General features: G+C 38.6%; 26 protein-coding genes. 17 read left to right on the forward strand and 9 right to left on the reverse strand.

Annotation, left to right across the window (positions count from 1 at the left end):
- Positions 1-47: 47 nt before the first annotated feature.
- From HMJ38_RS17810 to rocD, 3 genes are all read right to left on the reverse strand, one after another.
- Complete coding sequence (locus tag HMJ38_RS17810; protein WP_194975785.1) at positions 48-596, reverse strand: redoxin domain-containing protein; 549 nt, start codon at positions 594-596, stop codon at positions 48-50.
- Positions 597-672: 76 nt separating this feature from the next.
- Complete coding sequence (locus HMJ38_RS17815) at positions 673-1,326, reverse strand: HAD family hydrolase (RefSeq protein ID WP_194975786.1); 654 nt, start codon at positions 1,324-1,326, stop codon at positions 673-675.
- A 4-nt stretch (positions 1,327-1,330) separates the two neighbouring features.
- Complete coding sequence (gene rocD / locus HMJ38_RS17820; protein ID WP_194975787.1) at positions 1,331-2,605, reverse strand: ornithine--oxo-acid transaminase; 1,275 nt, start codon at positions 2,603-2,605, stop codon at positions 1,331-1,333.
- Positions 2,606-2,725: 120 nt separating this feature from the next.
- Here rocD and HMJ38_RS17825 point away from each other — a divergent pair, with 120 nt between their 5' ends.
- The 5 genes from HMJ38_RS17825 to ftsY all read left to right on the forward strand — a co-directional run bounded on the left by HMJ38_RS17825 (position 2,726) and on the right by ftsY (position 4,953).
- Positions 2,726-2,857, forward strand: a complete 132-nt coding sequence (locus HMJ38_RS17825) for a DUF5522 domain-containing protein (protein ID WP_317174552.1) — start codon at positions 2,726-2,728, stop codon at positions 2,855-2,857.
- Between the two features lie 397 nt (positions 2,858-3,254).
- Entirely contained in the window at positions 3,255-3,497 is a 243-nt protein-coding gene (gene rpmB / locus HMJ38_RS17830) for a 50S ribosomal protein L28 (RefSeq protein WP_194975789.1), read from the forward strand.
- 33 nt (positions 3,498-3,530) lie between these two features.
- On the forward strand, positions 3,531-3,713 hold the full coding sequence (gene rpmG, locus HMJ38_RS17835) for a 50S ribosomal protein L33 (RefSeq protein ID WP_194975790.1): 183 nt from the start codon (positions 3,531-3,533) through the stop codon (positions 3,711-3,713).
- Positions 3,714-3,753: 40 nt separating this feature from the next.
- Positions 3,754-3,906, forward strand: a complete 153-nt coding sequence (locus tag HMJ38_RS17840; protein ID WP_194975791.1) for a DUF4295 domain-containing protein — start codon at positions 3,754-3,756, stop codon at positions 3,904-3,906.
- Positions 3,907-3,996: 90 nt separating this feature from the next.
- A complete protein-coding gene (gene ftsY, locus HMJ38_RS17845) occupies positions 3,997-4,953 on the forward strand; it encodes a signal recognition particle-docking protein FtsY (RefSeq protein WP_194975792.1) in 957 nt (318 codons plus the stop codon).
- A 245-nt stretch (positions 4,954-5,198) separates the two neighbouring features.
- Here ftsY and pruA read toward each other — a convergent pair whose 3' ends face one another.
- The 3 genes from pruA to HMJ38_RS17860 form a co-directional block, all read right to left on the reverse strand.
- Entirely contained in the window at positions 5,199-6,833 is a 1,635-nt protein-coding gene (pruA, locus tag HMJ38_RS17850; protein WP_194975793.1) for an L-glutamate gamma-semialdehyde dehydrogenase, read from the reverse strand.
- A gap of 327 nt (positions 6,834-7,160) precedes the next feature.
- Positions 7,161-7,856 carry a YjjG family noncanonical pyrimidine nucleotidase gene (locus HMJ38_RS17855; RefSeq protein WP_194975794.1) on the reverse strand — a complete coding sequence of 232 codons (696 nt, stop codon included), beginning with the start codon at positions 7,854-7,856 and terminating at the stop codon, positions 7,161-7,163.
- Positions 7,857-7,862: 6 nt separating this feature from the next.
- Positions 7,863-8,246: an ArsR/SmtB family transcription factor gene (locus HMJ38_RS17860; protein ID WP_194975795.1), complete on the reverse strand. Its 384-nt coding sequence runs from the start codon at positions 8,244-8,246 to the stop codon at positions 7,863-7,865.
- A 163-nt stretch (positions 8,247-8,409) separates the two neighbouring features.
- Between HMJ38_RS17860 and HMJ38_RS17865 the strand changes: the two genes are divergently transcribed.
- Together HMJ38_RS17865 and HMJ38_RS17870 are read left to right on the forward strand one after the other, a co-directional pair.
- Complete coding sequence (locus HMJ38_RS17865; protein WP_194975837.1) at positions 8,410-9,033, forward strand: carboxypeptidase-like regulatory domain-containing protein; 624 nt, start codon at positions 8,410-8,412, stop codon at positions 9,031-9,033.
- 215 nt (positions 9,034-9,248) lie between these two features.
- A complete protein-coding gene (locus tag HMJ38_RS17870) occupies positions 9,249-9,920 on the forward strand; it encodes a hypothetical protein (RefSeq protein WP_194975796.1) in 672 nt (223 codons plus the stop codon).
- A 110-nt stretch (positions 9,921-10,030) separates the two neighbouring features.
- Here the strand turns inward: HMJ38_RS17870 and HMJ38_RS17875 are convergent, their stop codons facing one another.
- The gene (locus tag HMJ38_RS17875; RefSeq protein ID WP_194975797.1) at positions 10,031-10,942 is read right to left on the reverse strand and encodes a mechanosensitive ion channel family protein; all 912 of its coding nucleotides are present in this window, start codon (positions 10,940-10,942) and stop codon (positions 10,031-10,033) included.
- A 357-nt stretch (positions 10,943-11,299) separates the two neighbouring features.
- Here HMJ38_RS17875 and HMJ38_RS17880 point away from each other — a divergent pair, with 357 nt between their 5' ends.
- The 4 genes from HMJ38_RS17880 (at position 11,300) to HMJ38_RS17895 (ending at position 17,134) form a co-directional block, all read left to right on the forward strand.
- Entirely contained in the window at positions 11,300-12,109 is an 810-nt protein-coding gene (locus HMJ38_RS17880; protein ID WP_194975798.1) for a CDP-alcohol phosphatidyltransferase family protein, read from the forward strand.
- Positions 12,110-12,399: 290 nt separating this feature from the next.
- Positions 12,400-15,348, forward strand: coding sequence for a DNA polymerase III subunit alpha (locus HMJ38_RS17885; protein WP_194975799.1), 2,949 nt, complete (start codon positions 12,400-12,402; stop codon positions 15,346-15,348).
- 318 nt (positions 15,349-15,666) lie between these two features.
- Positions 15,667-16,707, forward strand: coding sequence for a S1 family peptidase (locus HMJ38_RS17890; protein ID WP_194975800.1), 1,041 nt, complete (start codon positions 15,667-15,669; stop codon positions 16,705-16,707).
- Between the two features lie 190 nt (positions 16,708-16,897).
- Entirely contained in the window at positions 16,898-17,134 is a 237-nt protein-coding gene (locus HMJ38_RS17895) for a hypothetical protein (protein ID WP_194975801.1), read from the forward strand.
- 278 nt (positions 17,135-17,412) lie between these two features.
- Here HMJ38_RS17895 and HMJ38_RS17900 read toward each other — a convergent pair whose 3' ends face one another.
- Positions 17,413-18,621, reverse strand: coding sequence for an ATP-binding protein (locus tag HMJ38_RS17900; RefSeq protein WP_194975802.1), 1,209 nt, complete (start codon positions 18,619-18,621; stop codon positions 17,413-17,415).
- A 111-nt stretch (positions 18,622-18,732) separates the two neighbouring features.
- The gene (locus HMJ38_RS17905; RefSeq protein WP_194975803.1) at positions 18,733-19,587 is read right to left on the reverse strand and encodes an alpha/beta hydrolase; all 855 of its coding nucleotides are present in this window, start codon (positions 19,585-19,587) and stop codon (positions 18,733-18,735) included.
- 184 nt (positions 19,588-19,771) lie between these two features.
- Here HMJ38_RS17905 and HMJ38_RS17910 point away from each other — a divergent pair, with 184 nt between their 5' ends.
- The 6 genes from HMJ38_RS17910 to HMJ38_RS17935 all read left to right on the forward strand — a co-directional run bounded on the left by HMJ38_RS17910 (position 19,772) and on the right by HMJ38_RS17935 (position 25,144).
- Positions 19,772-20,110 (forward strand): hypothetical protein, encoded by a 339-nt coding sequence (locus tag HMJ38_RS17910; protein WP_194975804.1) that lies wholly within the window; start codon positions 19,772-19,774, stop codon positions 20,108-20,110.
- Between the two features lie 67 nt (positions 20,111-20,177).
- Complete coding sequence (locus HMJ38_RS17915) at positions 20,178-20,786, forward strand: Uma2 family endonuclease (RefSeq protein ID WP_194975805.1); 609 nt, start codon at positions 20,178-20,180, stop codon at positions 20,784-20,786.
- A 67-nt stretch (positions 20,787-20,853) separates the two neighbouring features.
- Positions 20,854-21,642, forward strand: a complete 789-nt coding sequence (locus HMJ38_RS17920; protein ID WP_194975806.1) for a hypothetical protein — start codon at positions 20,854-20,856, stop codon at positions 21,640-21,642.
- A 311-nt stretch (positions 21,643-21,953) separates the two neighbouring features.
- The gene (locus HMJ38_RS17925; RefSeq protein ID WP_194975807.1) at positions 21,954-22,568 is read left to right on the forward strand and encodes an NADPH-dependent F420 reductase; all 615 of its coding nucleotides are present in this window, start codon (positions 21,954-21,956) and stop codon (positions 22,566-22,568) included.
- Positions 22,569-23,152: 584 nt separating this feature from the next.
- Entirely contained in the window at positions 23,153-23,767 is a 615-nt protein-coding gene (locus HMJ38_RS17930) for an NADPH-dependent F420 reductase (RefSeq protein WP_194975808.1), read from the forward strand.
- A 153-nt stretch (positions 23,768-23,920) separates the two neighbouring features.
- A complete protein-coding gene (locus HMJ38_RS17935; protein ID WP_194975809.1) occupies positions 23,921-25,144 on the forward strand; it encodes a hypothetical protein in 1,224 nt (407 codons plus the stop codon).
- Positions 25,145-25,147 lie beyond the last annotated feature (3 nt).

Below are 25,147 nucleotides of genomic sequence, written 5' to 3' on the forward strand. Positions count from 1 at the left end.
TTTTCAATTCTTCCCAGAATTATTTTACACTATAAACTAAAAATAGATTACTTTTTGCTTTTCAGTTCCTTTTTTATAAAACTTTCGATCCGTTGGATATTATACTTTGAACCTCCGACAAAAACTTCTTTGACACTGCCATCTTTCTTCACCAGAACATGTAAGGGAATCGCCTTGCCTTGGTATTCTTTATCCAATTTCATCAATACTTCCATGGCTTCCATATTTTCAAAACTCTTCTCAAAACCGAATTCAAAAGAAGGTCTCCTTTTCTGGAATTTTTCAAAAACCTCTTTGCTTTCATCAGTAAAGGCCAAAAAACGGATGTGCTGATCCTGGTATTTCTCCACAAGTATATTTAATTCGGGGATTTCCTGTATACAGGGACCGCACCATGTAGCCCATAAATTGATGACCAATATTTCACCTTCCATCAAAGGGGAAATATCATCCTCAAGAATAAATTCATTAAGGTACTCCCGGAAGTTCTCTTCTGTTCGGTGAATGAAGGGCTTATTCTCTCCTAAAGAAAATTGGTTTATTTGTATCTCCGAAAACAAAAGGTTTATGAAGAAAAAACAAAATAGGGTTTTCATGATCGCAATATAAAGTTTAGAAGTATCCTAGCCTTAATTCAAATTCATTCTTGATAATTGGATTTAGGTGAAAACCTTAGGTCAACAAACCCAAAACCTTCTCAACATCCACTTCCCTGAAATCCTGAATATACAAGTCACAGACAGGCAATTCTTCTTTATTGTGAGAAGACAAGACTCCCACTACTTTCATACCCGCATTTTTGGCCGCTGTCACGCCTGAAAATGAATCCTCAAAAACCACACATAACTCAGGTCCAACCTGAAGGTTTGCGGAAGATTTCAGATATACCTGTGGGTCGGGTTTGTGTTTGGTCACATCCTCGCTCGCCAACACTGATTCCATATGGTCAAACAAAGACAAAGTTCCCGCTATTAATTCCATATTGGCAAAAGGCGCGGAGGTAGCTACTCCGGTCAGAAACTTATTGGTTTTCAATTGCTGGAAAAACTCCATAAATCCGGTAATCGGGTCAATCTTATCCTTATAAATCTCTCTGAACAGACTTTCCTTTTCATCTTCAAGTTTCAAAAGCTCATTTCCGGAAATGGGTCTACCAAAAAAATGGCTCATGATATAGGAATTGCTTTTACCATACATGTGCAGGGCAAACTCCTCCTCCGTAGGATACATATTTCTTTTGGCAAAAAATTCTTTGAATGCCATTGAATGGAAGGGATTGGTATGACAGATTACGCCATCCATATCGAAAATGACCGCTTTTTTCATGATTTCACTTTTCAAACTCCCTCACCACCTTCTCAATGATATCGCAGCATTCGTGCAACTGTTCCTCAGTCATGACCAAAGGTGGTGCAAAGCGGATGATATTGCCGTGTGTAGGCTTGGCCAAGAGCCCATTGTCCTTCAGTGCCACACACATATCCCAAGCGGTAGAGCTTTTTTCCGAATCATTGACGACAACAGCATTGAGCAAACCTTTGCCTCTCACTAGTTTGAGGATTTTATATTTGTCCACCAATTTCTGCATTCTAACTCGAAAGAGCTTTCCAAGTTTGCGGGCATTGAGGGCGAGTTTCTCATCCCTGACTACTTCCAATGCAGTCATCGCCACCTTTACACCTAAAGGATTGCCTCCAAAGGTAGAACCGTGCTGACCTGGTTTGATCACGTTCATAATATGATTGTCTGCCAATACTGCCGACACGGGATAAAAACCTCCTGAAATAGCTTTTCCCAAAATCAGCATGTCCGGTTTGATATAGGTATCCTGTTTTTCACAATGCCCCTCACAGGTACAGTTGCCGCAAACGGCCAATAGCGAACCTGTACGTGCAATTCCAGTCTGAATTTCATCTGCTATGAACAATACATTCTTGGACTTACACACTTCTGATACTTTTCTCAAATAATCATCAGCTGGTGTATACACCCCTGCTTCACCTTGGATAGGCTCCACTAAAAAAGCAACAACATTCTCCTCTTCCAATGCTTCCTCCAGTGCTTTAATATTATCATAAGGTATCTTAATAAAGCCTGGGGTATAGGGTCCAAAATTCTTTTTCGCATTTTCATCACTTGAAAATGAAATGATAGTGGAAGTCCTTCCATGAAAGTTGTTTTCAGCTACTATGATTTTAGCTTTGTTTTCATCTACACCTTTAACTTCATAACCCCACTTTCTTGCAATCTTGATGGCAGTTTCAACACCTTCCGCTCCAGTATTCATAGGCAATACTTTATCGAAACCGAAATATTCGGTAATGTATTTCTCAAACGGTCCCAAAATATCATTGTGGAATGCCCTTGATGTCAAAGTCAAAGTTCCGGCCTGCTCGATCAAAGTGTTTTTGATTCTTGGATGACAATGACCTTGGTTGACAGCAGAATAGGCAGAAAGAAAATCATAATATTTCTTACCCTCGACGTCCCAAAGAAAAACACCTTCACCTTTAGACAGCACAACCGGTAAGGGATGGTAGTTATGGGCTCCATATTTATCTTCCAGCGCAATCGCCTGATCACTTGAGTTTATTGTTTCCATCATAAAATTTGTAATTTCGCTGCCCAATCAAGAACAGATTTGACCGTATATATCACTTTCGGCAAATATAGTAAATGCCTTTAGGATAAAAGAATGAATTCCAAAAAGAAGACAACAGTACCAATGACCCTCATCCCGGGAGACTACTACATCAATGAAAATGGCCTCATGGTATTCACGGCCCAATACCACTTAAGGAGGGGATATTGTTGTGATAGCGGCTGCAAGCATTGTCCGTATAAGGAAAAGGGTTGAGTTGTTTGGATTGACTTTTTTGTCTTTTCGGAAAAAAGGAGAAATCTATACAACCTTAAATGTTACAGACCTCTTCCGCCACGGCGGACAAGACCTGCCGTCGAGGTGACAAGGAGAAGTCCTTTATGGACTTAAACACTGTTAGCAGTTCAAAATCACCAAGTTCCAAATTTGTCGATTCTTGGTACTTGGTTCAATGTACTTGGTACAAACTTTACCTTTATCACTCGTTTCAAAGGTCTTAAACATCCTTTCTTGTGTCTCATGTCTCAAATCTCATGTCTTGCATTAAAAACTTTCAGGAATATTTTTGAAACCTACCCTTGGTAATTCAGGTAAAAGTCCGATATTTGCAAACTCAATTGGAAAAACGTCTTTAATAATACGATCATATATCATGGCAAAAGTTTGTGACATCACCGGTAAAAGACCTCGAGTAGGTAATAATGTATCGCACGCGAACAACAAGACCAAGCGTAAGTTTTATCCAAACTTGCACAAGAAAAGCTTCTATGTTCCTGAAGAGGATGCTTGGATCACGTTGAAAGTTTGTACCAAAGCCCTAAGAACTATCAATAAGAAAGGCATTACTGCCGTATTGAAAAAAGCTCAGGAAAAAGGATTCATTGTAATTAGATAATCAGCGGGTTTACCCAATAAATAATATAGAGCGATGGCTAAGAAAGGTAACAGAGTTCAAGTGATAATGGAATGTACGGAGCATAAAACCTCCGGTCTTCCAGGTACCTCAAGGTACATCACTACCAAAAACCGTAAGAACACTACTGAAAGATTGGAATTGAAGAAATTCAACCCAATCTTGAAGAAAATGACGGTACATAAAGAAATTAAATAATTTAGGTTTTTGTTTAATCAACCTAATAAATCTCAATAATATGGCTAAGAAAGTAGTAGCAACCCTGAAAAAAGAAGGTGGAGTAACTTATGCTAAGGTGATCAGAGCAATCAAGTCTGACAAGACCGGTGCATATACCTTTAAAGAAGAGATGGTTCCGACCACAATGGTTCAGGATACCTTGAAAAAATAATACATTGCAATCATTTGCAAGTAAATGTCCCTTCAGGCAAAGTCTTGGAGGGACTTTTTCATTATATTCGGATTCTAAAATTGTATAGATATGGGAATTTTCGGTTTTTTTACAAAAGACAAAAAAGAAAGTCTTGATCAGGGACTACAAAAGTCCAGCGAAAATATTTTTTCCAAGCTCAGCAAGGCTGTTGTCGGCAAATCCAAGGTTGATGAGGAAGTATTGGATGAACTGGAAGAAATCCTGATTACCTCAGATGTTGGTGTGGATACTACCATCAAAATTATCAGAAGAATAGAAGACCGTGTAGCCAAGGATAAATATGTGAATACCACAGAACTTGATGTCATCCTTAGGGAAGAAATCATGGGCTTGATGGAAGAAAACAAAAGTGCCGATCTTTCTGATTTTGACCTATCTGCAGACAAAAAGCCTTATGTAATCATGGTAGTCGGTGTCAATGGTGTGGGAAAAACTACCACAATAGGTAAGTTGGCCCACCAATTTAAAGGTGCCGGGAAATCTGTCATATTGGGAGCTGCGGATACTTTTCGAGCTGCGGCAGTCGATCAATTGATTCTTTGGGGTGATAGGGTCGGTGTGCCTGTGGTTTCCCATGGGATGAATACTGACCCTGCTTCGGTGGCTTTTGATGCTGTCAAACAAGGAGTGGATACCGGTGCAGATGTGGTCATTGTGGATACCGCCGGCCGATTGCATACCAAAGTCAACCTGATGAATGAACTGACCAAAATCAAAAGAGTCATGCAGAAATTCATCGACGATGCTCCCCATGAAATCCTATTGGTACTTGATGGTTCTACCGGACAGAATGCCTTTATTCAGGCACAGGAATTTACCAAAGCCACAGATATCACTGCCTTGGCTATCACCAAACTGGACGGTACAGCCAAAGGTGGCGTAGTCATCGGCATCTCGGACCAATTCAAAATCCCGGTCAAATACATCGGTGTTGGCGAGAAAATGACTGACCTACAGGTATTCAACAGAAAAGAGTTTGTGGATTCATTGTTTAAAAAGAAGTGATAACCTTTGAGGTTTTAATAAACCCCAAAGGTCACTTGGTTTTTGATTTCCCAATATTCGGGAAAAGCTTTAGCTCTTGATTCTTGGCTCCCCGATTCTCGGGGCAGGCTTTGGTTCATGTTTCTAAAGTCTCGCTTCTCGCTTCTCGCTTCCCACAAATCTTCGAGGTCAAAAAAGACCTCAAAGGTCAACGCTCTCTTTTTTCTTGATTCTTGATTCTTGTCTCTCGCTTCTAAACGCTTTTCTCAATCCTCTCCCAAAAACGGATACCTATAATCCACAGGAGACACAAAGGTTTCTTTAATCGTCCTGGGAGATACCCACCTAAGCAAATTGATCATGGAACCGGCCTTGTCATTGGTCCCGGAAGCCCTAGCACCACCAAATGGCTGCTGCCCTACCACTGCACCTGTCGGCTTGTCATTGATATAGAAGTTACCCGCTGCATTTCTGAGTTTCTGGGTAGCCAATTCGATAGCATATCTGTCAGTGGAAAAGACCGCTCCTGTCAAGGCGTAAGGGGAAGTCTGATCTACCAATTCCAACGCTTCTTCAAAATGCTCAGCTTGATACACATATATCGTCAAAACAGGGCCAAAAATCTCCTCACACATCGTAGTATACATGGGGTCTTTGGTTACAATGACGGTGGGGTCGATGAAGTAACCTTTGGATTTGTCAAAATTGCCGCCTGAGATGATTTCCACTCCATCTGCTTTCTTAGCTTCTGAGATATAATTGGAGATTTTGTCAAATGCTTTTTCATCAATTACGGCATTGATAAAATTGGTGAAATCTTCAGTTGGTCCCATTTTCATGGACGCCAGATCTTCCAATAAATATTTTTTCACATCATCCCACATATTGGAGGGGATATAGGCCCTTGATGCCGCAGAACACTTTTGACCTTGATATTCAAAAGCTCCTCTCGAAAGTCCCACAGCCACTGCTTTGGGATTTGCTGATTTATGGGCAATCACAAAATCCTTTCCTCCAGTCTCGCCAACAATTCTTGGATAGGACTTGTACTTAAAGATATTTTCACCAATAGTCTTCCATATATGTTGGAAAACGCCCGTCGAACCTGTAAAGTGAATCCCGGCAAAATCAGGATGGTTGAAAACAATTTTTCCAGTGGTGGGTCCATCTACATAGATCAGGTTGATCACGCCATCCGGTACACCGGCTTCTTTGAAAACCTGCATCAATATATTGGCAGAATAGATCTGAGTATGGGCGGGCTTCCAAACCACCGTATTTCCCATCAAGGCAGCAGAAGTAGGCAGGTTACCTGCAATAGCAGTAAAATTGAAAGGAGTCAAAGCAAATACGAAACCTTCCAAAGGTCTTTGCTCCACTCTGTTCCAAACGCCATTTCCAGAAACGGGTGGCTGTTGGGAATAGATTTCTACCATATATTTTACATTGAAGCGCAAAAAATCAATGAACTCACAAGCAGCATCAATTTCGGCCTGAAAAGCATTCTTGGATTGACCTAGCATGGTTGCCGCATTGATCTTCGCTCTATAGGGACCTGCCAACAAGTCTGCGGCTTTCAGAAAAATAGCAGCTCTTTGCTCCCATTCCATAGATTCCCAAGCATACTTTGCCCCCATCGCGGCATTAATTGCCTGCTCCACATGGGAAGCATCTCCTTCATGGAAATGACCCAAAAGATGTTGGTGGTCATGTGGCGGGTTCATGGGCTTTTTGTTGCCTGTTCTCACTTTTTCACTCCCGATATACATAGGCACGTCGGCTTGCTGCGCCCTGAATTCTTTTAACATTGCCTGAAGCTCTGACCTCTCCGGAGAACCTGGGGCGTAACTTTTGACCGGTTCATTGACCGGTTCTGGAACATTGAAAAATCCTTTAAGCATATTATTTGAGTTTATTAAGTTTCTAATTCCCCAAATATAAGGCTTCCTATTGGGAAAACCCCGTCAGAAAGGAGGTTTGGTTGTTGGGTAGGTTCAAAAGTTGGATGGTTCTAAAGTAAAAAAGTTTGTATTATCTAAATCATCTAGTAGTCTTCTTTGTCTCACACCAATTGATTCTTATTTCTGGCTTCCCTATTTATCGGCATTAAATAATTCATAGCTTTTCTCAAATACCACGTCTCATTCCCAACTCCGTGGCTCTTGATGTTTCTTTGTTCTTGGCTCTTGTTTCTTGGCTCTAAAACTCTCGCTTCTCATCTCTCGCTTCTAAAAAATTCCTTCCAATTCCTTCAAATGCTTGATTGTATAAGTCGGCAGATGCTCGATTCCTTTTCCATGGGGATCAAAATAGATGTTATCAAGATTGGATTGGATAGCACCCAGAATATCAGAATTGGGATTGTCGCCTATCATAATACAATCTGTGGCGTTCACGGATAATTTGTCCAAAAGATATTTGAAGATCCTCGGGTCAGGTTTTTTATGTCCCGTTGTCTCAGAGGTGATCACAAAATCAAAATAAGATTCCAAACCGGAAGATTTAATTTTCAATGCCTGACTTTCATTGAAACCATTGGTGATGATATGCATCCTGTAATTGGGCCTAAGATAGTCCAAAATCTCTTTGGAATAGGGGAGCAAATGTGGCTTGGAAGATGTCCTATGCATGAAGTCATCTTCCATTTCTTTGGGAACAGCATTATCCCTAGCTCCAGCCTTTTCAAAAATCAGTTTGAAACGGATTTCTCTAAGCCTTTTTTTATCCACTTTGCCCAAATCATACATCGCCCATAACTTAAAATTGACCTGGTAGAAGGCTTCCAAAAAAGTTTCATAATCGAGGATTCCAAAATTTTGGAGCTGATATATTTCAAAAAGTTCTGAAAGTGATTCCTGCACATTTTTGTCATAATCCCAAAGGGTATGGTCGAGGTCGAAGAAGAGGTGTTGGTAAGTTTTCAAGGAAGATTATTTTCGGTATGGATTGTTTTGTATTTTATTGATGGCAAGTTCCCTATTGGAATGGAGTATTTGGTAAACTTCCTGATCCTTGATAAGGTTGGCATCCTTTTGAATAAACTTAAAAACCTGCTGAATGATTTCCTGTACTTCTTCAAGAATGTAATAAAAAATCCATTGGTCCACCCTGCGGCTTCCGACCAAACCTGAATTTTTGAGGTAGACAAGATGCCTGCTTGTCTTGGTCTGGGTAAAATCCAGAATATGTTCCAAGTCTGAAATAGAAAGCTCCTTATTCTGTTGTAATAAGTGGAGAATACGTACCCTAGGCTCCTCTGACAAAGCTTTGAAAATTCTCATTCCATAGCTCAAACTGATATTTTTAAGTCGCATTTATATTTTTTAACGAATAAATCTGGTTTGAAATTAAACAAATGATACCAAAATAGGCTAATATTATAGCCAAATTAAAAACCTTTACTGAACTCAATCGGGTTAATTTTCATTATTTATTAAAATTGTCGCTTTGAAATTAAAATTATCACATATAGCCCTGATGTTATTTTTAGGTCTTTTCTTCTTTGGAAATAAGAATTCATTTGCCCAAGATCAAAAAGAAAGAAAAGTCATTCAACTTTCAGGAATTATTCTGAATGCAGACAGTACTGATGCTGTTCCGGGAGTAAATGTCTACGTCCCAAAGAAAGGCCGTGGTACAAGTAGTGGGCGGTATGGTTATTTCTCTATGCCGGTTTTAGAAGGCGATAGTGTCGTTTTCAGTTTTATCGGATTGGAAAGACAGGTATTTAATGTGCCGGAATCTGTAGAAGAAGACAGAATCAGTCTTATCCTTACCATGCAGGTGGATGAAATAGCTTTGGCAGAAATTGAAGTCATGCCCTACCCAACTGAAGAAGAATTCAAAAGAGCTGTGTTGGCTATGAATTATGATGCACCCATGTCAGTGGACACAAGGGGTAATATGAATCCTGAAACACTACTCAGATGGGCAGAAGGAATGCCAGCTTCCGGCAATGAAAATATGCGCTATTTCCAACAGGGGCAAATCATGCAAATCCAAGACCGATACGGACCAAGACCATTTACACTTGTGGATCCATTTGCTTGGTCTAAGTTTATCCAATCCATCAAAAGAGGTGACTTGAAAAAACGGGATTAAATCATTGGGTTTTTAGTTGACAAATCTTCATGAACTGCGCAATGCGCAGTTTTTTTTTGTGTATTGACAAAATCACCCTTTAGGGTGAAGGATGTTGTACCTACTCACAGCAATTTTAAGAGCAGAAACCAAAAAGATATTTTAAATGGATATACTTCCATTTGATCAATCATTTGGTTTGAAATCAATTCTTTAACCCTTAAAATCAAAGCATTATGAGAAAAAAAACACATTTATCAGCCGCATTCATTTTTGGTTTGGCAGTTTGCCTGATTATGGCTGGATGCATTCAAGAAAGCATCACGGAGGACATTATTCAACCTTCGCAGGATATGAATTTGAGTACAGAGGAGTTAGCTATTTTGGATGATGACATTGGAATCACCCTCAGGATGAATCCCTCCAATCAGAATAAGCTTTTAGCAAACATTAGAGCAGCAACTGCCAAATACCATCGTCTTTCTGTAGCAGAAGCTGATGGCTATGTTTTCAATCCTCATTGCGTCGAAGCACCTGATTTGGGAGGAATGGGGCATCATGCTGCTGATATGGACAAAATCATTCCATTTGTCAATCCGATTGAACCCGGAGTTTTAGTATATGAGCCTATGAAAAACGGTGGATATAAACTCGTCGCCGTAGAGTATTTGGTACCTTCTGAACCTTGGGATGCCAACAATGATGGACCTCCCATGTTAGGCGAAATACCTTTTGATGATCATCGGGAATTGATAGAAATCGAGCCAAATGTCTTTGTTAATGCCAAAGGCGGACCTCCATTCCCACATTACCAACTCCATGTTTGGTTGTGGAGCAATAATCCGATGGGTATGTATTCTCCCTTCAATCCAAATGTAAGCTGTCAGTATGCCATGGGTGGAGATTGATCAAATAGATTTTTCTGAACCGTGTCATACATTAAATTAGAGCAAGATTAAAAACTTATTATCCACTAAATCTCGAAAATAGCCCCAAGGATACTAATTTGGGGCTATTTTTAAAGTTTTGAAGCTCCATCTTCTGATCCTTTTTCCAAGTATATAGAAGTAATAGGATAAACAATCTTGATCTCAGGTTCCATTCTGAATCTGTCTATCATTTCTTCTGTAAAATAATGTTCAAAAAAACGTCTTTTTCTGGGATTGCACAGGTATCGCAATGAAAGCTGTATTCCCCGCTCATGAATTTTGCTATAAACAGTTGGTGTATATTGACTGAATGAGATAAAATGCTCTTTCTGTGCTTTTCTGAGCGCATATTCGATTGTCTTGAAATCAGATTGAAACATTTTGTTCATGATCTCTTTCAGGATAACCTGGGCTTTTTTGTAATCCGAATCCAAACTGATATTGATATTCTGCTCATTCCAGATGTAATCAAATCCCTGACTATAATTAGCCTGCGGATCTGTAAAAACTTTTCCGTTAGGTACATGGACAATCCTGCCTGTACTTTGGTCGGCATCTACCCAATTGCCCACTTCCAACAGGCTAAACTGGAACAACCTGAGGTCTACCACATCACCTTTGTAATCCCCTATTTGAATCCTGTCCCCCACATCGAAGGGCTTGCGCCAATATATAAAAATCCAGCCGGCTATGTTGACAAAAATATCCTTCAAAGCAATCGCAATACCCGCTGACAATAGCCCCAGAAAAGTGGTGATTGATTGGAAATTACTGATCCATATATTTCCTACCAATAATAACCCGATAAAAACAAGGGTGTATTGAATAGTCTTGCGCCAATGGTACACCCTTTTCAGGTCACTGTCCTTTCCAATACCTATAAGCTTATAGGCACCCTTTTTGATCAGCCATAAAATCAAAATGATCAGGACAGTTTTATAGATATTCCACCTGACTTCGTATTCGACTATATCATTTAGGTATTCAACCCAGTTTTCCATACCTATAATTTAAAAATCTAACTTAAGGCTAGTTTCTATTATTTCAAATAGAAAAGCCATGTAAATCCACACTAATAACTGTAAGGCTTGATTTTCTTTATACTATTTGATTGACAAGGTAGTTTCTATTGGTCTCATGTATCTATGAATTTCAAATTCTATTGAAATCAATGTTACTGGCAATTTCTGGGTAAAGGAGAATTATTTAACTGATTGATAATTAACCAACAGAAGCATAACCTTAAACCAAATAAAACAAATACTTTGGTAATGCTGTTTGTAAAATATAATTTCAGTTTAAGTCCTAACGCCGAATTAAGACTCCAATCGTCTTTCGCTGTACTTCGGTCCTCTAAAATGTCAAAACTTTCCAAAGAAGAGAAGTTCCTCGACTTCTCAGATTATGGCAGATCAATTGCCAAAATAATTGTATATCACCTTAAAGAAACCCAGTTTACACCAGTTGACTTGACTCTTCTTTTTGGGGTAAGCGGATTGATTTCAATCTATTGTATTATTCAAGGCTGGTATTTGACTGCTGGCTTTTTTTTGATTTTGAAATCCATCCTTGATGCAGCAGACGGTGAACTTTCAAGAGCTAAAAACACCCCATCCTATACAGGAAGGTATCTTGATTCTATTTTTGATTGGATCCTCAATTTTCTTATTCTGCTATCTATTGGATTGGTTTCTGAGACAAGCATTTCACTAATTCTGATTGCATTTTTCTGCATGCAACTTCAGGGTACATTTTACAATTTTTATTATGTGGTGTTGAGACATGCTTCAGATGGAGGTGATACGACCAGTAACATCATCGAGACTGAAAGCCCTGAAGCCCTACCAGGAGAAAAACAGGGTACTGTAGATTTCCTGTTCAAGGTATTTAGCTTTATGTATGGTTTATTTGACAAGACAGTTTATGCTATAGAAAAAGATGTAACACGCACAAAACCTTTCCCAAAATGGTTTATGTCCATGGTATCCCTCTACGGTTTGGGTTTTCAATTACTCATGATCTCTATAATGTTGGCTATAGGTTATATTGACTATATTATCATTTTTATGATAGCTTATTCTGTCCTTATATTCCCAATCCTGACGATCAGAAAACTCATTTTAAATGAAGCAATTGAGCCTATTTTGGAAAAAAATCAATTGGACTGAAAAAAGCTGATTTTTAAAGATTTGATCCATTTTTAAGAATATTTATTGACAATTCTCTTCTCTCTCCTTGTTTGGTTACTTTTTATTTGTTTAAATTATAAACATTATAATGTTAATTTATTTGACATATATTGATATGCCGGATATTCCAAGCATTGAGATGATATAGATAGAATATCCATTATCTAAACGCGGATCAAATAAATTACTGTTGGATTTCACTCCCAACATAGGTCCCACATCCGTATATATCCATTTATATCGCTTCAGCATATTTCAAATTTATATCAATGTTCATCAACTGCCATTCATTTTACAGCTTCAAATACGGCACCATGTCCGTGGAAGCGCTGATTACCGAAGCGAAGGGCAAAAAACTCGATGCCCTTGCCCTGACCGATATCAATTCGGTGTCGGGGGTATTTCCCTTTATCCGCGAAGCACAGAAAAATGGCATCCATCCTGTCATTGGCATAGACTTCCGAAATGGGGTCAGGCAACAATATATCGGGCTGGCCAAAAATCAGGAAGGCTTTTACGAACTCAATCGCCACCTTTCCCACCACCGCATCAAGGGTATTCCATTTGCAGATAGCGCTCCGGCTTTCCAGAACAGCTTTATCATCTACCCTTTGCCTCCCAAGTTTTTTGCCCTCCGGGAAAATGAATTTATAGGTGTGCACCCCTATCAGCTTAACCGAATCGTCAAGTCCCCGTGGTTCAGGTATAAGGACAAGCTGGTATTGTTACAGCCCGCATCCTTTTCCTCCAAACTGGAATTCAATGCCCACCGTCTGCTGCGGGCCATTGATGGAAATACACTGCTCAGCAAACTTGAAGTGGAAGAACAGGGAGAAATCAGTGATATGCTGTACAGTTATGCGGACATGGTGGCCCGCTGTGAGGGGCACAGCTACCTGCTGTACAATGCCCAAAAACTCCTAGAAGCGTGTCAGTTTTCTTTTTACTTCCAAGCCGTCAAAAACAAGCGGGATATCCTAGGCTCCGATTGGGAGGATTACGATTACCTCCGGCAGGAAACCTTCAAGGGTGCCCTCAACCGCTATCCGGACCTTTCGGCAGAGATCAGCACAAGAATAGAGAAAGAACTGGAGCTTATCCAACAAAAAGGCTTTGTTTCCTACTTCCTGATCAATTACGACATCGTCAATTATGCCCATAGCAAAAATTTCTATCATGTGGGCCGAGGAAGCGGAGCCAATAGTATTGTCGCCTACTGCCTGTATATTACCGATGTGGATCCGATTGAGCTGGATTTATATTTTGAGCGCTTTATCAACCTTTATCGGGAAAATCCTCCTGACTTTGACATTGATTTCAGTTGGACGGATAGGGATGATGTGACGAAGTATATTTTTGAGAAATACAACAAAGGGGGGCAAGACCATGTGGCACTCTTGGGGTCATACAGCACCTTCCAGTCTAACTCGATGCTGCGTGAACTCGGGAAAGTATTTGGCCTTCCCAAGACGGAAATTGAGTCACTGATCTATTATGCAGGTAAGCCTGAGTTTATTCCAGACCAGTATGGAAAGCTGATCATCAAATACAGTCAGGTGCTCCACGGGATGCCTTCGCACCTGACCATCCACGCCTGTGGGATTCTGATTTCGCATAAACCGATACATTATTATACCGCCACGGAAATGCCTCCAAAAGGATTCCCTCTCGCACATATTGACATGCATATCGCGGAGGACATTGGTTTGCACAAGTTTGACATCCTCTCTCAGCGGGGACTCGGCCATATCAAAAGCGCCTTGGAAATCATCTACCAAAACCAAGGGGTGCAAGTGGATATTAGGCAAGTGGAAAAATTCAAAAAAGATCCCAAGATCAAGGAACACCTGCGCAATGGGCATACAATCGGTGCCTTTTATGTGGAATCTCCTGCCATGCGGATGCTGCTGGCCAAGATGAAGGCAGATGAATACCTTGAGTTGGTTGCTGCCAGTTCCATCATCCGTCCAGGTGTCGCCCGCTCTGGAATGATGCGGGAATATATCCTGAGGCATGTGGATCCAGAAAGGCGCAAGCAGGCTCATCCTGTGATGATGGACATCATGCCCGAAACCTACGGCATCATGGTCTATCAGGAAGATGTGATCAAAGTGGCCCATTACTTTGCCGAACTCTCACTCAGCGAAGCGGATGTACTTCGTCGGGGCATGAGTGGTAAGTCCCGCTCCAAGGATGAATTCCAACGGGTACACGATCAGTTTTTTGCGAACTGTAAAAGGCTGGGACGTGACCCCAAGATTACGGCAGAAGTGTGGCATCAGATCGAGAGTTTTGCGGGATACTCCTTTGCCAAGGGGCATTCGGCTTCCTTTGCTGTGGAAAGTTATCAAAGCTTGTACCTGAAAGCTTATTTCCCTTTGGAATTTATGGTAGGTGTGATCAACAATTTCGGGGGCTTTTACCACACCGAATTCTACTTCCACGAACTCCGCATGAACGGTGCCGACATCCAAGCCCCACATATCAACGAGAGCGATTACCTGACCAACATCCATGGCAAGAAAGTGTATATAGGCTTTATTCACCTGAAGTTCTTGGAAAAGAACACAGTAGAGAAAATCCTGACTGAGCGCAGGGCAAACGGGAATTATCTCGGGCTCTCGGACTTTATCGCCCGGTTGGAGATCAGCCTGGAACAAGTGCTGATCTTGATCCGTATCGGCTGCTTCCGCTTTACAGGAAAGAGCAAACAGGAACTGCTTTGGGAAGCACATTTTATTCTCAATAAGCGGAAAGCAGTGGCTACAGGCAATGAACTTTTCCGGCAGGCCGGTTTCCGGGAGCTGAAAGTGCCCGAACTGGAAGCCTCTGATGTACGGCAGGAGATTGTGGATCAGATAGATATTCTGGAATTTCCCTTGGACTCTCCCTTCCACTTGGTCAAGGATCAGACCGTGCCCAGCATTAAAGCAAGGGATTTAAAGCAGCATTTGGGCAAGTCTGTGCAGATCATTGGTTACCTCGTCACCATCAAGTACACCAGGACAGTAAAGGGCGATGTAATGAACTTTGGCACTTTTATCGATCGGGAGGGCGACTGGATAGATACCGTTCATTTTCCTCCGGTAGTCAAAAAATATCCCTTCAAAGGCCGTGGTATTTATCTGATCAAAGGTAAAGTCACGCAGGAATTTGACTTTTACAGTATTGAGGTGGAGAGTTGTGAGCGGATGGCTTATTGGAATGCGGGGGATTGAGGGTTTGAGGTTTTCCAAACTAAAATGTCATCCTTAATCATCATTTGGTCTTTTAGTTTTTGGTAGTACAAGCCTGAATACTTGTACCCTCGGCCAAAATCAAAGTTTTGTATTTTCTAATATCATCATAGGAAGATGGTCTGAAGAGAGCAAAGTGATTGACATTTACAAGTTGGAAAACAGAAAGAAATGAAAACTTTGACTTTAAATTAATTTGAAAAGAAATTTTATAAATTTAGATTTTTAAAGTACTTATAACATTATTGTTTTCCTGAACTACTTAGTGAGCATAATTAAATCTTAATCAGCTTATAAAAAATGTCTAAAATAAACTACGACTGGAGCATTCCGTATTCAAATTTTCCTGAAGTGGATTTAGGAATCCATCTTCCAAAACTGATGAGATTAGTAATTGAACAAAGATATCCCGAATTTATTTGTGACACTCCATTTCTAGGAACTACTATCTTTAGCTCCTACACAGAGAATGGAGTTGTCATTTTCCAATTAGACAGTTTAACCGGTTCAAATCCTCCAATTTTTAATAAAATATCGGATACCCAATTAATTGGCAATGCTTTAAAAATTGTTCAACTTAATAAGTTCCCTGATTTCAATTATGTGAATGAAGTTTTACCAGATCAATTTTCATTTACTAAGTATACATTTATAGGTACGCATGAAGATATGAAGTTCAATTTTCTTCATTATCAAAAATTTCTAATTGATTATTTAAACAACCATGTGTTGCCCCAACTAATTGAATTAAATAGAAAAAGAATAATGAGGGTAATATCTGAACCCCCATCATTTGATATAAATAAGATAGTAAATAACATATTCGTAATTGAATCATCCTCTAACGCAATTCAGGGTTCCTGTTTTTATTTAAATGGGGTTGGATTTGTAACTTGTAGTCATTGTTTATTTTTTGACAGCGAAATTTTCAGATCTAATGAAGAACATAAAAGATTTCCTGTTAAAATTAAAAAAAGGCATGAAGTTATTGACCTTGCAATTTTTGAAGTTGATGATTTTGAAATAAGTAATGGCTTAGAAATAGGTGATTCAGACAGAGTGAAACTAAACGATCCAATAGTTGTGGCAGGTTTTCCAAATCATAATTATGGGGATTCCGGAATATTTTCTCCTGGATTAATAATAGGGACAAGACAAGCATCTTCGATAACCCGTTTTTTAATAAATGCCCCTTTGATTGCGGGAAATAGTGGTGGCCCAATAATTTCTTATAACAATAAAGTAATTGGAGTCGCTGTAACAGGGGCAGATAAAATGGAAAATGCATTTCAAACAGAAAATCATGGTGTAATACCTATTTCTGCTATAAGTTTATTTTAGGTATCAAAAACTTTCCCTTATCAGGTATTCATTGTAATCATATTTACAACCAGCATTTTCCACAGTCTGAAGACTGTGATGTTTTTGGTCTAAGTCTGAAGACTTGAACCAGTGGGGTTGTTTTTGTGAAGGGCATTACCTACCATTAGGTAAAAAAATCGTACTTTGATAAATATAAACTTTAGCAAAAATGAAAGCAATTGAAATAAATTCAAAAACCAATAAAAAAGGCCATTTGAAATTAGATTTGGATTTGAAAGAGGCTGATAAAAACGTTAAAGTCTTAATTCTATTGGAAGAAGAAATAAACGATGGAAATGAATGGTTAAAAATTATCTCTAATAATCCCGGATTTGATTTTTTAAAAGACGAAGAGGAAAATATTTATTCGCTTAAAGATGGAAAACTAGTCCAAATTTCAGTATAGCTTTAATAAAAAGAAGATTAGGCCATATCCATGAAAACCAAACGAAAAATATCAATCAAACAATCCTCTAGGACTGGGCATTTTCTTCTCTCCAGAAGAATATCTCTATAGCTGCTGCGAGTTATGCGGGGTTGACGGATAGATTGATGGAGGTGATATTGATGGAGTAGTTCAAGACTTTGTCTTGGACTATTATAGTTGCAGTCTTCAGACTGCATTTACCACAGTCTGAAGACTGTGACGTTTTTGGTCCAAGTCTGAAGACTTGAACCAATCTGTCACACTTTCAAGAAATTCCTCAGTTCCATCTGCTGAATCCCATCAAAAGTATTCCCATCAAACTTGTCCATGGTGATGACGGTTTTTGGGTAGTTATCGTTGATTTTTTGAAGATTGCCAAATTCCCTTTCCATCGTTTTGGTTTCGTTGATGGTAAGCGCAACTTGATAGTAGGTGGTTTCTCCGTCTTTTTGACAAACAAAATCAATCTCCTCATTTCCCAATACACCAACTTTGACTTTATATCCTTTGAAGAGTAAATGATTGTACACCACATTTTCCAGAATCTTCCCCCTGTCCTCAGGTCGGTAGCCCCAAATACCATGTCGGATTCCGAGATTTTCGAAGTAGTACTTGTCACCTATCTCAAACAAACGCTTTCCCACTATGTCAAACCGTGGTACTTTGTGGATCAAAAAGGCATTACACAGGTACTCGGTGTATGTTTGTACCTGATTGTGTGCCATATTTATTTTTTGGGATTTTAAAAAATCAGAAATTTTCTTGGCTGAAAACAGGCTTCCTGTATTGCTTGCCAAAAAAAAGACAAGCTGCTCAAGAAATGTCGTATTCCTTACTCCATACCTGTTGATGATATCGCGGTATACAATTGTTCCATAAATGTTTTTTAAATACTCGAAGACAATGTGATCTTTCAGTTCCAAATGCTTTAAATATGGCAATCCTCCATATTTCAAATATTTTTCAAGGTTTTCAGACCTGTCCTCCAATTGATGAAATTCCAAAAATTCGAGGTAGGAAAGGCTGTAAACTGTAATTTCTATATACCTTCCGCTAAGGTTCCCGGCGATATCACCAGAAAGCAAATTGGCATTACTTCCGGTACAATAGATATCGAGTTCTTCATCCAAGAGTAATGACCTTAATGCATCTCCAAAATCTACAATATCCTGTATTTCATCAATAAATACATAATTCATCCTACCAGACACTTTTTTGTCCCTGACATACTGGTGCAGGTCTTTGGCTTCTTTCATCCACGCAAAATCAAGGTCTTCTTTGTTGATGTAAATAACCGGGGTATTGATGTCTTTATCTTGAAGTTCCTGAATTAGCTGATACAACAAATAACTTTTCCCGACCCTTCTCTGTCCGGTCAAAACTTTCACCAAACCTTTTCCAATAAAGGGTTTAATCTTATCCAGGTAATCCTGACGGGTATTTAAATTTTTGGGTATCTGGAACATATATGTAATTATGATTACAAGAATATACAAATATATAATTTATTGTAATCATACTTACAACTTAATCAAAAATATCAAAAAGTTGTAATCATACTTACAACTTTCAACTCATTATTTAACCTCCATAAATTCCTCAATCCACTTATATACCTTGTTGGGCGTGTATATAAACTGTACGATCATGGGTTTGTGCTTTTTGCCTTTCTGAAGATGAAAATTAGGTTCGGGTTCTATTTTTTTATATTCCTCCAAAAATCTTTCCGTGGTCTTTTCTATTCCCGGAAGCGTTCTTCCTCCCATCATGATCAGCATCGGTGGATCTTTTTTATCTAAATAGTAAATCGGTGAGGTATCTTTCCATACCTGTGGATTATCCGTAAAGGCCCGGAGATATTTAGTCCCAGGTTCATAATTCATTTCCTTCAAAAACCAATACATATCCAGACCCGCCGCATCTATCAGGATTGTCCCCTTGATAGGATTTTCCACACCCAAGGTATCAAAATATTCATCCCGCACAGAAATCAAACTTGCCAAGTGACCCCCGGCAGAATGTCCTGAAACGAATATCCTATCTGGGTCTCCGCCATATTTATTGATATTTTCATTTACCCAATTAACAGCCTGCGCCGAAGCTTTTGCCATGTCATGAACCTGATAATCCGGAGTGAGGGGATAATCAATGATCACTGCCACTATTCCCTTCCTCGCCAATCTTGCTCCAAGAAAGTTGTAGATATCCTTATTTCCAGAATCCCAACTGCCACCATGGATAAAAAGCATAACGGGTTGCTTTCCATCTGCCTTTTTTGGAGCAAAGACATTTAATTGCTTTTCAGGAAGATTTTCCAAAAACCCATTTTCCATATAGGTAATCTCTTTGCTCCGATGAATCCCCTTGAAAGAACAGGATAAAGATCCTAACAAAAGAATGGTACAAGCAAGGTAACTGGTGTAAAATTTCATAGATTAAATTAAGGACCGTTTCAACTTTGATAACATACGTAGCGTTGCAGTGTTTGAAATTATTAATTCTACATTCAATTCTCTTTGTCCAAGCATTGCATAGGACAAAAAGTTTTATCTCGGGTATTTTATTTTAGAAAAAGATCATCTGTCACATTTTTATCAAAATCATCGTCTTTACAATATGAAGTCTAACTTAAGTTTATTAATCAGCGTATTTCTACTTTTATTTAACTCCTGCATTTCGGATGACGGTCCTTTCTTAGAAGGAAATGGTGAAGTGGTTATAAATGTAGCTACACGAGGTTCATACCAGTTTTTAATTCGCTATAAGGATGAGGTTTACTATCCGGAAAATCTACCTGAAGAGTATAAATTTGTCAGCCAAGACCCTATACCTGTATTTATCAAGTTCAAGTTAACAGACGAAGAAGCTGATATTTTCACCCCTGCTCCTAATGATGTCCCTATATTATTGAAATCTATTCCGGTAATCCTATTGTCCGAAATAAAACGACGCTAATGACCATATTCTAATCCACCTTAAATTCCATATTTCCTTTCTCCCTTATAATCAGTATTTTTACTTTATGGAAAAGGAAGAATTGACAAACAAAGTTGAAGAGCCATTAGCAGATTACGGTCGCTATACCTATGCTGACTATCTGACCTGGCAGATGGATGAAATGGTAGAACTGATTAAAGGCAAGATATTTAGGCAAGCGGCTGCACCAAGAAGAATTCATCAGGAGGTTTCTGGTAGAATTTTCAATAAAATTTACAATTTTTTGGAAAAACATTCTTGCAAAGTTTATGCGGCACCATTTGATGTCCGGCTTCCTGTCAAATCCAAAAAGCATGAAGACATCGATACCGTTGTCCAACCTGATATCTGTGTGATCTGTGATCCGGAAAAATTGGACGAACTTGGTTGTGTGGGTGCTCCCGATCTGATTGTAGAAATCCTTTCTCCCGGCAACAATAAAAAAGAACTGCAAAACAAATATGAAGTCTACGAAGAATCCGGGGTAAAGGAATATTGGATCATCCACCCTAATGAATGTACCTTGATCATTAACACCTTGATGAATGGGAAATACCAAGCATCAAGAATATTTACACATGGAGATAAAGTAGCTTCCCAAGCAGTTGAAGGCTTTGTTCTTGATTTGGAAGAAGTGTTTGATGATATGATCTAATCCCTTCAATTTGCCATGCAACAATTTCAATACTGATAGTCCTATCCGAAGCTGAACTTCCCTTTTTATGACAAAAAATCTATCCCTTCTAATTTTCAACACACTTAGTTTTGTAGCAACCCTATATCTCAATTATCTCTACGGAGCCGGAGTAGGAGAAAGAAAATCAGTGGGTGAAATCAGCAATCAATATGACACTTTGATTACGCCTGCCGGATATGCTTTTTCCATTTGGGGCTTAATTTATCTTCTTTTGTTGAGCTTTATCGTCTTCCAATGGTTCTCATTTTTCAAAAATCAAAACCAAAAATCCCTGATTCCCGCATCCATTTGGTTTGGACTTTCAAATGTCTTCAATGGCCTTTGGATAGTAGTCTGGACTTCTCAAATGATTACTATCTCCGTTTTGGTGATATTCGCATTGCTGATGTGCCTTTTGATTCTTGTAGTTAAATTAAGACTGGAAACATGGGATGCACCATTGGATGTCATTGCATTTGTATGGTGGCCGATTTGTATTTACACAGGTTGGATTATCACGGCTTCTGTGGTTAACTTATCGGTATGGTTTTTAGCTAAAGAAATATTGCTGTCCAATCAGGTGTTTTGGACTATAGCAGTTTTAACGATTGGGACGGGGATTTATTTAGCCCTTATCCGCTACAGAAATATGCGAGAAGCTGCTTTGGTAGGTGTTTGGGCCTTTATTGCAATTGCTGTCAAACAATGGGATAATCAATCTATGGTAGCCTATGCTGCTCTGTTTTTTGCTGCGGTTTTATTTATAGCCGCAGGTATTCATGGACTCAAGAACAGAAAAACTAATCCATTTCAAAAATTCATCCAATCAAAATAGTGTGACCATTTCTTCAGAGATGACATTAGGTTTGTTTTGGGCTGTGTTTCAGTGAATCATCCAATATTTCTTTTGAAAACATATTAACTGATTGTTAATCCAATGTTTTTATTTAAAAAAATTATTATTTTTCAATATTTTATTTTGTAATTCATATTTGATTTATTAATTTTCAACAAAAGCAAGACAAATTACAAAAAAACCTTTCGTATAAAGATCTTGTTGCCAACCTGACCCAATCCATACCTAACAAAGCCCTAGTAAAGGTGTGGATTTAAAACTTCAAGCAATCTTCAAAATAAGCCTGATTAATGAAAATAGGGATATTGGGAGCTACCAAGCTCACCACAACATTGGGAAAAAAAATTCTCTCCTCTAATTTGGAAGTCAATTATGGAGTCAGGGAGAATTTTGAATCAAAAGATATTGAATGGAAACTTCTGAACAGATTTCCAAGTCAAATATATAGTTTTGCCGAAGCTATCAAAAGATCTGAGATCGTCCTTATTTGCTGCGAAAACGATCAATTGCATGAAATCTGCCAATCATTTTTGGATCTTGATCTTACAAACAAAACAATCATCGACTGCACTAATGGAAGATTTGAAAGCAATTTTTCCTGCAACAGTTTTCTAATCCAAAAATCCCTTGGAAAAAAAAATATTTACAAAGCTTTTAATAATTTAGGACTTGACTATCCGGACTCAGATGTATTGGGCTTAATCAAAGAAACCTATTTTTGTGGTGAAGAAGGACCCGAAAAATTAAAAGTGAAGAAACTGATTGAAAAATCAGGATTTAAGGCAATTGACGCAGGCTCCTCACAAAGTGCTTATCTTTTAGAAGCTTTCTTTCATTTGAGAAAAGAAATTGCTACCAATAAAAAAGAAAAAACAGAATATCACTTCAAATTGATTACAGTCTGACTTCTAAGCTTCTTTCTTTTTACCCGCATTATTTTGGCTTGGTCACGGTTCTCATCCCGGCATTTCTTCATGGAATATTCAGATCCAAAAGTCATATTTTTCCAATCCGTATGTGCGTAATGATCCATGTAAATTGGTAATTCAAAATAATTCTAACTACGGAGTTGAATAGTCCGGCACATGCCTGTCTGTCTGCAGACAGGGGACATCCGACTTCGGAAAATCAGACATGTTTGAAGTAGAATATTGGGTTAATGGCAAAGAAGCGGATAACCATTTTCTCCAATTTATTTTCCCTCTAAAAAATTGATTTTTATCAAGTTTCCCTTCCGATCAAAAAAAATATTAAAAATTTTTCTCTCCAAAATCCCTCTTCCCATTTTGTAATTTGAAAGTCACAAATACTTATTTGCTTTTCATTTTTACCAGGTTGAATTTCCAAAAATATATTTTGAATACGAGTTCTAATTGTCTATATTTCAAACCATTCTGTTGAATATCAAAATAAAATACTACAAACGGAGTGGTTAAATTATCATCTAACCGTTGGCTTTTTCACCCAAAAGCTAAGCAACTGATCGATTATGAAAATAAGTATATTAGGTGGAACCAAGCTTGCTTCCACACTCGGCAACAAATTATTGTCCGCAAACCAAACTGTGGTTTTTGGAGTACGTGAAGATTTTGTAATCAAAGAAATCGAGTGGAAAATTCTCAACATGTATTTGGACAAAATTTTCAGTTACGAAACTGCCATTGAAATGTCTGATGTGGTATTGATCTGCTGCGAAAACGAGCACCTGCCAAGAGTATCTGAAGCATTGGCAATATCCGACTTGGGCAACAAAATCATCATAGACTGTACCAACGGTGCTTACACCGCAGAGTTTTGCCCAAATACAACTTTAATCAAAAGGAGTATTGGAGAACATAAGCTTTTCAAAGCATTCAATAACCTGGGTATAGACTATCCAAAATCAGATCCTATGGGCTTGGTGAATGAAAGTTATTACTGTGGACCTGATTCCACAGAAAAAGCAATGGTAAAAAGAATCATCGAATGGGTTGGTTTTAAACCTGTTGACGCCGGAGAAATTGAAAATGCTATGCTGCTGGAAGCATTTTACCACTTGCGGAAAACCATTTCTTTTCAAAAAGCAGAAAGAATGAATTATCATTTCAAGCTGATTTCAGTCTGATAAAATGCAATAAATTATTTACTTACCTATTCTTACAAACGCCTATCAGATAGGTGCTTCCTATAGCATTTCCTACCTGATCAAAGCAACTATTATTTTTTTTACTTACTTTTGGTTTGAGCGCAAATAATTTTTAAAATTAACTATGAATATATGAGTGAGCAGACTGGCCAGATTGAAGAGGAAGATTCTTCATGGTTGAGGAATCTCCAAAAAAACAGCTGGGAACCTGAGGTAATAATTTCAGGTATCTCTTTGGCTTTCATTTTCGCTTTTCCTGCAGAAGTGTACAAATTTGCCATCGTACTGGTGCAGGATATAGGTCTTGATTTTATTGGGGCCTGGCTCGTATTTATCTACCTTTCTATTATTGTCAATGTCTTTAAGATTTTTTTTACTGTACACTTGATTTTGAGATTTGCCTGGGCAGGTTTATTGGGCCTGAGCTATGCTTTTCCAAAAGGTGTCATCAATGAGAATCTGTTCAAAGTAGGGAAGGATTATGAATATGCCAAACCTTCCGATATGGTCTTAAAACTGGAAAGGATTTGCAGTATGGCATTTGCTTTTCCATTGATGATGGGGATTATTTTTTTAATATTTACTTCTTATCTGGGATTTCTATTGGCAATTTATAAATTTTTCGATCTTGATTTCTTCTTGATTTATCTGATTTTTATGGCCTCACTGATTGGATTTGCTCTTTTCTCGGCTATTGGAAAAAAATCAAAACTGAAAGCATGGATGGCTAAGTCGTTATTCAGTACTATTCAGGCATTATACCAAAGCAATCTTGGCAAATGGTATATATTGGGTTACACCATATTCATTTTTCTCTTCACCATACCTTTCATCATCTCGGACAGCAAAGACCTTTTCCTCTTTTCCAACATTTCAAACCTGTCGGAACAATCACTCGATTGGCCATACCAATCATGGCATTTTGAGGATAAAATCGATAAGCAAGAAAGATTCCCACGGGCAATGTTGAAAAGTGAAGAAATCAAGGAAGACCTAACGCCCATTACGTTGTCTTATTACGAAATGGACAGCAAAAACCTCAAGATACTCCAAGAAAAATTCAAGCCTGATCTTGACAGCCTTGGCTGGGGTACGCTCAATTCGGACATCGATCTTTACCGCTTTTATCTTAATGACAGTCTCGTTTTCATCGAAGAATCCAAATGGCGAAAAATCGCTATGAGAGATACCCGTCAAAGAGCATATCAGGGACTTTTAGACATCTCTCATTTGGAAAATGGTGTCCATGAAATCCGAATTGAAAAAATATTCGTGGTGGGTGGACTTCCTTTCATGGATGATCTTTTCAGGTATAGAAAGGAATGGGATAAGTTTACATTTTTCAAATCAAAATAAAAA

It is taken from the genome of Aquiflexum lacus (assembly GCF_015476655.1).
GTDB classification, from domain to species: domain Bacteria; phylum Bacteroidota; class Bacteroidia; order Cytophagales; family Cyclobacteriaceae; genus Aquiflexum; species Aquiflexum lacus.